This is a genomic window from Streptomyces sp. NBC_00459 (assembly GCF_036013955.1).
In the GTDB taxonomy this organism is placed as follows: domain Bacteria; phylum Actinomycetota; class Actinomycetes; order Streptomycetales; family Streptomycetaceae; genus Streptomyces.
The window spans coordinates 2,337,034-2,348,786 of the sequence record NZ_CP107903.1; the positions used below are offsets into that span (position 1 = coordinate 2,337,034).

At 70.6% G+C, this 11,753-nt stretch carries 7 protein-coding genes; 3 read left to right on the forward strand and 4 right to left on the reverse strand.

Going from position 1 to position 11,753, the window contains the following annotated elements:
* Positions 1 to 7: 7 nt before the first annotated feature.
* Positions 8 to 727 (reverse strand): vWA domain-containing protein, encoded by a 720-nt coding sequence (locus OHN74_RS10225; RefSeq protein ID WP_327694219.1) that lies wholly within the window; start codon positions 725 to 727, stop codon positions 8 to 10.
* Positions 728 to 835: 108 nt separating this feature from the next.
* Between OHN74_RS10225 and OHN74_RS10230 the strand changes: the two genes are divergently transcribed.
* Complete coding sequence (locus OHN74_RS10230; protein ID WP_327694220.1) at positions 836 to 1,678, forward strand: chitosanase; 843 nt, start codon at positions 836 to 838, stop codon at positions 1,676 to 1,678.
* Between the two features lie 150 nt (positions 1,679 to 1,828).
* Here OHN74_RS10230 and OHN74_RS10235 read toward each other — a convergent pair whose 3' ends face one another.
* From OHN74_RS10235 to OHN74_RS10245, 3 genes are all read right to left on the reverse strand, one after another.
* Positions 1,829 to 3,289: a glutamate synthase subunit beta gene (locus OHN74_RS10235; RefSeq protein ID WP_327694221.1), complete on the reverse strand. Its 1,461-nt coding sequence runs from the start codon at positions 3,287 to 3,289 to the stop codon at positions 1,829 to 1,831.
* Positions 3,282 to 7,904 (reverse strand): glutamate synthase large subunit, encoded by a 4,623-nt coding sequence (gene gltB / locus OHN74_RS10240; RefSeq protein WP_327694222.1) that lies wholly within the window; start codon positions 7,902 to 7,904, stop codon positions 3,282 to 3,284. The genes OHN74_RS10235 and gltB overlap by 8 nt, the downstream gene beginning before the upstream one ends.
* A 364-nt stretch (positions 7,905 to 8,268) precedes the next feature.
* Positions 8,269 to 9,000 (reverse strand): VIT1/CCC1 transporter family protein, encoded by a 732-nt coding sequence (locus OHN74_RS10245; protein WP_327700060.1) that lies wholly within the window; start codon positions 8,998 to 9,000, stop codon positions 8,269 to 8,271.
* Between the two features lie 315 nt (positions 9,001 to 9,315).
* Here OHN74_RS10245 and OHN74_RS10250 point away from each other — a divergent pair, with 315 nt between their 5' ends.
* The gene (locus OHN74_RS10250) at positions 9,316 to 10,431 is read left to right on the forward strand and encodes an ADP-ribosylglycohydrolase family protein (RefSeq protein ID WP_327694223.1); all 1,116 of its coding nucleotides are present in this window, start codon (positions 9,316 to 9,318) and stop codon (positions 10,429 to 10,431) included.
* On the forward strand, positions 10,346 to 11,752 hold the full coding sequence (locus OHN74_RS10255) for an ADP-ribosylglycohydrolase family protein (RefSeq protein ID WP_443060543.1): 1,407 nt from the start codon (positions 10,346 to 10,348) through the stop codon (positions 11,750 to 11,752). Before OHN74_RS10250 ends, OHN74_RS10255 begins: the two co-directional genes overlap by 86 nt.
* The last annotated feature ends 1 nt before the right edge of the window (position 11,753 follow it).

The window sequence follows — 11,753 nt, forward strand, 5'->3', positions numbered from 1 at the left end:
GCCGGTGTCAGCCGACGATCCCCTCCGCCCGAGCGGCGACCAGCCACTTCGGGAACTCGCCCACCAGACGGTCGTACAACTCGTCGTCGGACACGGCGCGCGGATCGGAACCGGCGTGGAAGAAACCGGCGTTGTCTACGACCCGCCTCCCCGGGACCGCCAACTCGTCGAGCTTCCGCAGGAAGTCGAACTGCTTGCTCGTGGCGTCCCCGAAGCCGATGAACTGCCAGAACAGCGGCAGCCGCGCCGACTTGCACACGTAGCGTTCGGCGGCGAGCTTGTTGATCGGGCCGCCGTCGGTCTGGAAGACGACGAGCGCGGGGGCTGTCGACCCGCTGTCGAGGTAGTGCTCGATGACGGCGTCCATGGCGAGGTGATAGCTGGTCTTGCCCATGTGCCCGAGCCCGGCCACGATCCGCTCGACGCTCCCCGCGTGGTCGTCGAGCGCGATACCGGTCACGGCGTCGACGTCGGTGGAGAAGAAGACGACGGGAACCGTCCCGTCGTCGTCGAAGTGGGCCGCCAGCCCCAGCACCCGGTCGGCGAGCGCCTGCACACTGCCGTCCTTGTAGTACGGCTTCATGGAGCCGGAGTGGTCGACCACCAGGTAGACGGCGGCCCGCTGACCGTCGAGCCCGTGCCGTTCGACAGCCGCGCCGGCACTCTTGTAGAGGCTGACCAGCGCGGGTGCGGCCTCCACCACCTTGGTGAGACTGATCGCGGCCATGCCTGGCTCCCCTCGCAGGGCGGACGGGAATGCTGAGGGTACGTCACCCGTACGCCCGCCCGGGCAGCATATGACCCTTGCGTACCCCGGCCCGTACTCTTGTGCCCCATGAAACGAACCGGCGTCCTCCTCCTCGCCGTGCTCCCCCTGCTGGCGACAACCGCATGCCTGTCCGTCGCGTCGGACGACTCGCGCGGCCCCGACGCCAAGCGCGTGGAGGAAGCCGGTTCACTGGACGCGGAGGCCACGCTCGCCGACCCGGCGAAGAAGGAGCTGGCCCAGCAGATCGTGGCGAGCGCCGAGAACGGGACGCTCGACTGGCGCAGTGCGTACGGCTATGTCGAGGACATCGGCGACGGGCAGGGTTACACGGCCGGCATCATCGGCTTCTGCACGGGCACCCATGACCTGCTCACCCTGGTCGAGGACTACACGAGGGCCCACCCGGACAACGCACTCGCGCCCTACCTTCCCGCGCTGCGCGAGGTCGACGGCACGGACTCGCACGAGGGGCTGGATCCGGGATTCCCGGCTGCCTGGAAGCAGGAGTCGAAGGTCGCCGCGTTCCGCGAGGCCCAGGACGAGAAGCGGGACACCGGCTACTTCGGACCGGCGCTGCGGCTGGCCGTCGGCGACGGGCTGGGCCTGCTGGGTCAGTTCGTCTACTACGACGCGATGGTCTACCACGGCCCGGGGAGCGACTGGTTCAGCGTGGGCGGCATCCGCGCCACCGCCCTGAAGGAGGCCGACAGCCCGGCGGAGGGCGGCAACGAGAAGACGTACCTGGACGCGTTCCTCGACGCCCGACGCACGGCGATGCTGGACAAGCGGCCGGGCGTGAACACCAGCCGCGTCGACACGGCCCAGCGGCGCTTCCTCGACGAGGGCAACCTGGACCTCCGTACACCGCTGGAGTGGAAGGTGTACGGGGACACGTACAAGGTGCCGTAGTGGTGTCTGTCCGGACCAGGACCCGGCTCCGGAAGCGCCGCGGCGCCCGCCATGTCCGGTCGGGGACTGTGGCGAGCGCCGTGGTTTGTTCGTTCCGTACGCCTTTGTACGGGACGTCTTCGGGTGGGTCCGTCGGACCCGTGGGTCCCGTCAGACCATCAGGGAACGGTCCGTCGGGCGGATCGGGGCCGGGAGGTCGCTCGCGCCCGTGAGGAAGCGGTCGACTCCGCGAGCCGCGGAGCGGCCCTCGGCGATGGCCCACACGATGAGCGACTGGCCGCGGCCGGCGTCACCGGCGACGTACACGCCGGGGACGTTGGTCTGGAAGTCGGCGTCGCGGGCGATGTTGCCGCGCTCGTCGAGGTCCAGGCCGAACTGCGAGACGAGGCCGTTGTCCTGGTCGGTGCCGGTGAAGCCCATCGCGAGGGTGACCAGCTGGGCGGGGATCTTCCGCTCCGTGCCCGGCTTCTGGGTCAGCTTGCCGTCGACGAACTCGACCTCGGTGAGGTGCAGCCACTGCACGTTGCCGTGCTCGTCGCCCTCGAAGTGGGTCGTCGAGACGGAGTAGACGCGCTCGCCGCCCTCCTCGTGCGCCGAGGTGACCTTGTAGAGCATCGGGAAGGTCGGCCAGGGCTGGTTCGGGTTCCGCTCCTCGCCCGGCTGCGGCATGATCTCCAGCTGCGTGACGGAGGCCGCGCCCTGACGGTGGGCGGTGCCCACGCAGTCCGCGCCGGTGTCGCCGCCGCCGATGACCACGACGTGCTTGCCCTCGGCGGTGACCGGCGGGGCCACGAAGTCGCCCTCCTGCACCTTGTTCGCCAGGGGCAGGTACTCCATCGCCTGGTAGACGCCCTTGAGCTCGCGGCCGGGGACCGGGAGGTCACGGGCCGTCGTCGCACCCGCCGCGATCACGACGGCGTCGTACCGCTTGCGCAGGTCCGTCGCCTTGAGGTCGCGGCCGATCTCGATACCCGTACGGAAGCGGGTGCCCTCCGCGCGCATCTGCTCGATACGGCGGTTGATGTGCCGCTTCTCCATCTTGAACTCGGGGATGCCGTAGCGCAGGAGGCCGCCGATGCGGTCGGCGCGCTCGTACACCGCGACGGTGTGACCGGCCCGCGTCAGCTGCTGGGCGGCGGCGAGACCCGCCGGGCCCGAGCCGATGACCGCGACGGTCTTGCCGGAGAGGCGCTCCGGGGCCTGGGCGGCGACGTCACCGGTCTCCCAGGCCTTGTCGATGATCGAGACCTCGACGTTCTTGATGGTGACCGCGGGCTGGTTGATGCCCAGCACGCACGCCGACTCGCAGGGAGCAGGGCACAGGCGGCCCGTGAACTCCGGGAAGTTGTTGGTGGCGTGGAGGCGCTCGGACGCCGACGTCCAGTCCTCGCGGTAGGCGTAGTCGTTCCACTCGGGGATCAGGTTCCCCAGCGGACAGCCGTTGTGACAGAACGGGATACCGCAGTCCATGCAGCGGCTGGCCTGCTTGCTGATGATCGGCAGCAGGGAGCCGGGAACGTAGACCTCGTTCCAGTCCTTGAGACGGACGTCCACCGGACGGGACTTGGCGACCTCGCGGCCGTGGTTGAGAAAGCCCTTGGGATCAGCCATTGGTCGCCGCCTCCATCATCTTCTCGGTGATCTCGGTCTCGGTGAGACCGGCCTGCTCGGCGGCGGCCTTGGCGGCGAGCACTGCCTTGTACGTACTGGGGATGATCTTGCTGAAGCGCTCCACCGAGACATCCCACTCGGCCAGGAGCTTCTCGGCGACCGTCGAGCCGCTCTCCTCCTGGTGCCGGCGCACGACATCGTGCAGCCACTGCTTGTCGGTGTCGTCGAGGGCCTCGACCGCGTCCACGTTGCCGACGTTGACGTTGTCGCGGTCCAGGTCGATGACGTACGCGATGCCGCCCGACATACCGGCCGCGAAGTTGCGGCCCGTCTCGCCGAGGACGACCGCGTGACCGCCGGTCATGTACTCGCAGCCGTGGTCGCCCACGCCCTCCGAGACGACCGTGGCACCGGAGTTGCGGACGCAGAACCGCTCGCCCGAACGACCGCGCAGGAACAGCTCGCCGCCGGTCGCGCCGTACGCGATGGTGTTGCCCGCGATGGTGGAGAACTCGGCGAGGTGATCGGCGCCCCGGTCGGGACGGACGATCACCCGGCCGCCGGAGAGGCCCTTGCCGACGTAGTCGTTGGCGTCGCCTTCGAGGCGCAGCGTGACACCGCGCGGCAGGAAGGCGCCGAAGGACTGGCCGGCGCTGCCGGTGAAGGTGATGTCGATGGTGTCGTCGGGCAGACCTGCCCCGCCGAACTTCTTCGTCACCTCGTGGCCGAGCATCGTGCCGACCGTGCGGTTGATGTTGCGGATGGCGACCTGGGCGCGGACCGGCTGGGCGTCGGTCGCGCTGTTCGCGGCGAGGGCGTCGGCGGCGAGCTTGATCAGCTCGTTGTCGAGCGCCTTCTCCAGGCCGTGGTCCTGCTCGATGACCTGGTGCAGCGGGGTGCCCTCGGGCAGCTCCGGCACGTAGAAGAGCGGGGACAGGTCCAGGCCCTGCGCCTTCCAGTGGGTGATCGCCCGCTCCACGTCGAGGGACTCGGCGTGGCCGACGGCCTCCTGGATGGTGCGGAAGCCCAGCTCGGCGAGGATCTCGCGGACCTCTTCGGCGATGAACTGGAAGAAGTTCACGACGTACTCGGCCTTGCCGGCGAACCGGTCGCGGAGCACCGGGTTCTGGGTGGCGATGCCGACCGGGCAGGTGTCCAGGTGGCAGACGCGCATCATGACGCAGCCGGAGACGACGAGCGGCGCGGTCGCGAAACCGAACTCCTCGGCGCCGAGCAGCGCGGCGATGACGACGTCACGGCCGGTCTTGAGCTGGCCGTCGGTCTGGACGACGATCCGGTCGCGCAGGCCGTTGAGCAGGAGCGTCTGCTGGGTCTCGGCGAGGCCGAGCTCCCAGGGACCACCGGCGTGCTTCAGCGAGGTCAGCGGCGAGGCGCCCGTTCCGCCGTCGTGGCCGGAGATGAGGACGACGTCCGCGTGCGCCTTCGACACACCGGCGGCGACCGTGCCGACACCGACCTCCGAGACCAGCTTCACGTGGATCCGCGCCTGCGGGTTCGCGTTCTTCAGGTCGTGGATGAGCTGGGCGAGGTCCTCGATGGAGTAGATGTCGTGGTGCGGCGGCGGCGAGATGAGGCCGACACCGGGGGTGCTGTGCCGGGTCTTGGCGACCCACGGGTACACCTTGTGGCCGGGCAGCTGGCCGCCCTCGCCGGGCTTGGCGCCCTGGGCCATCTTGATCTGGATGTCGTCCGCGTTGACGAGGTATTCGCTCGTCACACCGAAGCGGCCGGAGGCGACCTGCTTGATGCTGGACCGGCGCGCGGGGTCGTACAGGCGCTCCGGGTCCTCGCCGCCCTCACCGGTGTTGGACTTGGCGCCCAGCTGGTTCATGGCGATGGCGAGGGTCTCGTGCGCCTCCAGGGAGATGGAGCCGTACGACATGGCGCCGGTGGAGAACCGCTTGACGATCTCGCTGACCGGCTCGACCTCGTCGATGGAGATCGAGGGCCGGTCCGACTTGAAGCCGAACAGTCCGCGCAGGGTCATCAGCCGCTCGGACTGCTCGTTCACCCGGTCCGTGTACTTCTTGAAGATGTCGTAGCGGCGGGTGCGCGTGGAGTGCTGGAGGCGGAAGACCGTCTCCGGGTCGAACAGGTGCGGCTCGCCCTCGCGGCGCCACTGGTACTCGCCGCCTATGTCGAGGGCGCGGTGCGCCGGGGCGATGCCGGAGGCGGGGTACGCCTTGGCGTGCCGGGCGGCGACCTCCTTGGCGATGACGTCGATGCCGACGCCGCCGATCTTGGTGGCGGTGCCGTTGAAGTACTTCTCGACGAAGGCGGTGTCGAGACCGACGGCCTCGAAGACCTGGGCGCCCCGGTAGGAGGCGACGGTCGAGATGCCCATCTTGGACATGACCTTGAGGACGCCCTTGCCGAGCGCGTAGATCAGGTTGCGGATGGCCTGCTCGGGCTCGCTGCCGGGCAGGAAGGTGCCGGCGCGGACCAGGTCCTCGACGGACTCCATCGCCAGGTAGGGGTTCACCGCGGCGGCGCCGAACCCTATGAGCAGGGCGACGTGGTGGACCTCGCGGACGTCACCGGCCTCGACCAGCAGGCCCACCTGGGTGCGCTGCTTGGTGCGGATGAGGTGGTGGTGGACGGCGGAGGTGAGCAGCAGCGACGGGATCGGGGCGTGCTCGGCGTCGGAGTGGCGGTCCGACAGGACGATGAGACGGGCGCCGTTGTCGATGGCCGCGTCGGCCTCGGCGCAGATCTCCTCGATACGGGCGGCGAGGGAGTCGCCGCCGCCGCTGACCCGGTAGAGGCCGGAGAGGGTCGCGGCCTTCATGCCGGGCATGTCGCCGTCGGCGTTGATGTGGATGAGCTTGGCCAGCTCGTCGTTGTCGATCACCGGGAAGGGCAGGGTGACGCTGCGACAGGAGGCGGCGGTCGGCTCCAGCAGGTTGCTGGCGGGGCCGAGGGAGGAGCGCAGGCTGGTGACCAGTTCCTCTCGGATGGCGTCCAGCGGCGGGTTGGTGACCTGCGCGAACAGCTGGGTGAAGTAGTCGAAGAGCAGGCGCGGACGCTCGCTCAGCGCGGCGATGGGCGAGTCGGTGCCCATGGAACCGAGCGGCTCGCCGCCGGTCTTGGCCATCGGCGCGATGATGACGCGCAGCTCTTCCTCGGTGTAGCCGAAGGTCTGCTGGCGGCGGGTGACCGAGGCGTGGGTGTGCACGATGTGCTCGCGCTCGGGCAGGTCGGAGAGCTCGATCTCGCCGGCCTCCAGCCACTCCGCGTACGGCTTCTCGGCGGCGAGACCGGCCTTGATCTCGTCGTCCTCGATGATGCGGTGCTCGGCGGTGTCGACGAGGAACATCTTGCCGGGCTGGAGGCGGCCCTTGCGGACGACCTTCGCGGGGTCGATGTCGAGGACGCCGACCTCGGAGCCGAGGACGACGAGGCCGTCGTCGGTGACCCAGTAGCGGCCGGGGCGCAGTCCGTTGCGGTCGAGGACCGCGCCGACCTGGACGCCGTCGGTGAAGGTGACACAGGCCGGGCCGTCCCAGGGCTCCATCATCGTGGAGTGGAACTGGTAGAAGGCGCGCCGGTCCGGCTCCATCGTGGTGTGGTTCTCCCACGCCTCCGGGATCATCATCAGCACGGAGTGGGGCAGCGAACGGCCACCGAGGTGGAGCAGTTCGAGCACCTCGTCGAAGGACGCCGAGTCGGAGGCGTCCGGCGTACAGATGGGGAAGACGCGCTCCAGCCCCTTGTCGCCGAACAGGTCGGAGACGAGCTGCGACTCACGCGCGGCCATCCAGTTGCGGTTGCCCTTGACCGTGTTGATCTCGCCGTTGTGCGCGACGAAGCGGTACGGGTGGGCGAGCGGCCACGACGGGAAGGTGTTCGTGGAGAAGCGCGAGTGGACGAGCGCGACGGCCGACGCGAAGCGGCGGTCGGACAGGTCCGGGAAGAAGGGCTCCAGCTGGCCGGTGGTCAGCATGCCCTTGTAGACGATGGTCCGCGCGGAGAGCGAGGGGAAGTAGACGCCGACCTCGCGCTCGGCGCGCTTGCGCAGCGCGAAGGCCTTGCGGTCGAGGTCGATGCCCGTGGCGGGTACCGCGGCGCTGTCCGCGACGAAGATCTGCCGGAAGGCGGGCATCGTCGAGCGGGCGGTGGCACCGAGGAGACCGGGGGCGACCGGCACGTCGCGCCAGCCGAGGACGGTCAGGCCCTCTTCGGCGGCGATCGTCTCGATGAGTGAGACGGCGTCGGCGTTCGTCGGGACGGCGTCGGTCGCCGTCTCCTCCGGGAGGAAAGCGATGCCGACCGCGTAGGCGCCGGCCTCGGGCAGCTCGAATTCGGCCACCTCGCGGAAGAAGGCGTCCGGAACCTGCGAGAGAATGCCGGCGCCGTCGCCGGAATCGGGCTCGGAGCCGGTGGCACCGCGGTGCTCCAGGTTGCGAAGAACCGTGAGCGCCTGCTCGACCAGCGCGTGGCTCGCCTCGCCGGTGAGGGTGGCCACGAAGCCGACGCCACAGGCGTCATGCTCGTTGCGGGGGTCGTACATACCCTGCGCAGCAGGGCGAGCATCCATGAAGGACCACTTCTGGCCAATCTCGGAATGCTGGGACGGCTGGCGCGGCGTACGCATCGGCTCTCCCGTCGTCGTCGTGTGGCATATGCATTAAGCCGAGGGACGACGTTGGCCCTCTTGGAGTGCAAAATTTCGTGCAGGTTACATGATGGGGCGGTTCTCGGGAACCGGATACCGCGTACCAACATGCGGACACCGCAGTGGTGCGGCATGGTGACCGCGCTGCGGTGGAAGTAATGGGGGCCGAAGCGGACAGATCGATGTCCCTCGACCCATGGCAAGGAGAGCGTCGTCGCCCTCCCCGCGGGTGCGCCACAGGCTTCGTTGCCCACAGCGCGTACGGCTCATGCCCCGTGGTTAAGCGTTCGAAACCAGCGAGTAACGGCTACTTATGCGGCCCATCGCATAAGTGCGCGATTCCCTATCCTACGGCCGCACCGAACAGGTTGCCCAGGGCGTACGTCACACCGGCCGCCGCTCCGCCCAGCGCGAGCTGCCGCAATCCGCTGAACCACCAGCTCCGGGCGGTCACCCGGGCCACCACCGCACCACATCCGAAGAGCCCGACGAGCGCGACCAGCACGGCGGGCCACAGCGCGGTCGCCCCCAGAAGGTACGGGAGTACGGGCAGCAGCGCGCCCAGCGCGAACGCCCCGAAGGACGACACCGCGGCGACGGCGGGCGAGGGCAGGTCGCCGGGATCGATGCCCAACTCCTCCCGGGCGTGTATCTCCAACGCCTGCTCGGGATCACGCGAGAGCTGCCGGGCCACTTCACGGGCGAGCTTCGGCTCGACGCCCCGGGACTCGTAGAGCGCGGCGAGCTCACGTTCCTCGTCCTTCGGGTGCTTTCTCAACTCCCGCCGCTCGACATCGAGTTCGGCTTCGACGAGCTCGCGCTGGGAGGCGACGGAGGTGTACTCGCCGGCGGCCATGGAGAAGGCGCCGGCAGCAAGACCGGCGAGCCCGGTGATGACGACGGTCCGATGCGAAACGGCGCCGCCGGCCACACCGGTCATCAGGGCGAGGTTGGAGACGAGTCCGTCCATCGCGCCGAACACGGCCGGCCGCAACCACCCGCCGGTGACATCCCGGTGGGTGTGGTTGTCACGGTGCGCCTCGTGCAGCGCCGCCTCGGTCTCGATGATGGCCATACCGTCCCCCGGTTCGTTTCGGGCGTTGCTCACGGAAGCTTTCCGAGCCGATCCGACAGGACCGGACTTGGACTGATTCCACTTTTCGACAACGCTAAAAATACGCCCCGGATTCCCGCTTCGCCAGCAAGGAGAGGCTGCCCTCACCTGCGCGTTCATCCTGGGCGCTCATCCGTTAGGGCACTCGCACAAATGTCGACCGGGTGATGATTGGGGCGCCTGAGGCGCACGTGAACCCCTGCGGTGGGACAGTTCCGCAAAGGGTTCCGCTCCCCGGGAGGGAGCACCCGGAACCCTCCGGAGGAGAGGCCGCGTATGGCATCGATCGCCTGCATTCCCTCGGTCCCGGCGCATCAGGACGCCGCCCTGCTCCGCGACAGAGCACGCGGCGCCCTGCTCGGTCTGGCCGTGGGGGACGCGCTCGGCGCCCCCGCCGAGAACATGAAGCCCTCGGAGATCCGCGCCCGCTGGGGCCGCATCACCGGATACGTGGCCGAGAACCCCGCCGGCACGGACGACACCGAGTACGCGATCTTCTCGGGCCTCCTCCTCGCCCGGCACGGCTCGGCCCTCACCCCGGCCCATGTGGAGGCGGCCTGGCACCAGTGGATCGCCGACCTCGACGAGGGCCCCTTCCGCGGTGCCGGTTTCAGCGAACGCGGCACGCTGGAGAACCTGCGCCGGGGCCTCGCGGCCCCCATCTCCGCCCAGCACCGGCACGCCTGGAGCGACGGCCTCGCGATGCGGGCGGCCCCCTTCGGCGTCTTCGCGGCGGGCCGCCCGGCCGAGGCCGCCCGTCTGGTGGCGATCGACGGCTCGGTGAGCCATGACGGCGAGGGCATCTACGGCGGCCAGGCGGTGGCGGCGGGTGTGGCCGCGGCGATGGCGGGGGCGCCGACCATCGCCGTGGTGGCCTCCGCCCTGGCGGTGGTCCCCGACGACTCCTGGACGGCGCGCTCCCTGCGCCGCGCGGTGGCGGTCGCCCACCGGGGCGAACGCGCGGTCCGCTCAGCGGTGGTGATCGGCGGCTACCCCTGGACCGACCTGGCCCCCGAGGCGGTCGCCCTGGCCTTCGGCGCCTATGCGGTGGCCGACGGAGACTTCGCCGAGTCGGTGCTGACAGCCGTCAACATGGGCCGCGACGCGGACACGACGGCAGCGGTGGCGGGCGCCCTGGCAGGCGCGACCCGCGGCGCCTCGGCCATCCCGCCCGAGTGGGCGGAGGCGATCGGCCCGGCCCGCGGCACCTGCCTCCCCTCCATGGCGGGCCACCACATCCTCGACGTCGCGGAACTCCTGACACCGGGCGAGGGCGGCAAGTGGGGCGCGCAGCCGGTCGTACGGGATCCCGCGCAGTCGGCACCGGACCGGGCCGCCTACCTCCTCGCCCCGGACGACGCCCCGGCGCCCGCGACGGAGGTACGACCGTGAGCCCGCACCCGCAGCCCCTGCACCCCCGCCATCACCACACCCCGGGCACCCTCCAGCCCGTCCGGCGTTCGAGGACAAGGCCGTTCAGGCCGACAGCGGGGGTCTGGGGGCGGCAGCCCCCAGGGATGGGACGGGTAAGGGCGGCGGGGGCGAAACACACCACTCACCCGCGAGCCGAAGCCGAGGTCCGCCCATGACCAGCCGCCGCATCGAGGGACTCCTGCTCGGCCTGGCCGCAGGCGACGCCGCCGGCTGGCCCGCCGCCCGCCACCGAGCCGCCCGCATGCCCGAGTGGACCCGCCGCCTCACCCGCGAACTCGACACCTTCGCCGAACAGAACGCCACGACCACCCTCCCCGTCCCGATCGCCCTCAACCAGCCCCCGGAACCCCTCCGCCTCGGCCCCTCCGACGACGCCGAGTGGGCGGCGTTCGCGGCCGAGGCCCTGCTGCGAGCCGGCGACGACACCGTGCTCGGCGACCTGAGCCGCGAGCGCCGTGCCCGAGCCGCCATCGACCTGTCCTGGAACGCGGTCGCCAGCGAGGTGGCAGCCGCCGCGGAACGCGCCCCCGAGGTCGAGTCGGCGGTGCTGCCACTGCGTGCCCGTATCTCCGTACGGGCCGGCCTCGGCAACCTCGCCGCCGGTCTGCGCCCGCCCGCCACCGGCCACGACAACCCGCACTACTTCGACGACGCGGCCTGCGTACGGGCCTGTGTGCTGGCGGTGGCCCACCCGGGCGACCCCCGACTCGCCGCCGAACTGGCCGAGTTCGACGCCCGCTACACCCAGGACGGCGACGGTGTGCACGGCGCCCGCGCGATGGCGGCGGCACTCTCGCTGGCGCTGGTCGGCGAGGAGGTGGAGGCCTGTGTGAACGCGGCGCTGGCGGAACTGCCCGAGTGCACGGAGATCGGCCGGAACACCCGCCACGCGCTGAAACTCGCGCGGGACGCAGACAGCGCAGACGGCGCGTTCGCCCTGGTCCCGCTCCTGGAACACCAGATCGTCGACCACGTCTACAGCTACGGCATCGCCGCCGCCGAGACGGTCCCGGTCGCGCTGGCGCTGGCCACCGCCGCGCACGGCCGGATCGCCGAAGCGGTGCCGGCCGCCGCCTGTCTGTCCCGGGTCGCGGACTCGGCCCCCGCCCTCGCAGGCGCCCTCACGGGCGCGTTGGGCGGCGGCGCCGCGATCCCGACGGCCTGGCGGGACGCCTGCCGCACCCTCTCCGGCTGCGCCCTCCCCCGGCTGACCGGCACCGACCTCGTGGAACTCGCCGAACTCCTGGAAGCCACGCAACGGGTCACACCAGGAGGATGAT

What these genes read in the sequence shown, in the direction of transcription:
- OHN74_RS10230 (WP_327694220.1), top strand. Translation starts at nt 836, where the DNA reads ATGAAACGAACCGGCGTCCTCCTCCTCGCCGTGCTCCCCCTGCTGGCG.
- OHN74_RS10235 (WP_327694221.1), bottom strand. Translation starts at nt 3,289, where the DNA reads ATGGCTGATCCCAAGGGCTTTCTCAACCACGGCCGCGAGGTCGCCAAG.
- OHN74_RS10245 (WP_327700060.1), bottom strand. Translation starts at nt 9,000, where the DNA reads ATGGCCATCATCGAGACCGAGGCGGCGCTGCACGAGGCGCACCGTGAC.
- OHN74_RS10225 (WP_327694219.1), bottom strand. Translation starts at nt 727, where the DNA reads ATGGCCGCGATCAGTCTCACCAAGGTGGTGGAGGCCGCACCCGCGCTG.
- OHN74_RS10250 (WP_327694223.1), top strand. Translation starts at nt 9,316, where the DNA reads ATGGCATCGATCGCCTGCATTCCCTCGGTCCCGGCGCATCAGGACGCC.
- gltB (WP_327694222.1), bottom strand. Translation starts at nt 7,904, where the DNA reads ATGCGTACGCCGCGCCAGCCGTCCCAGCATTCCGAGATTGGCCAGAAG.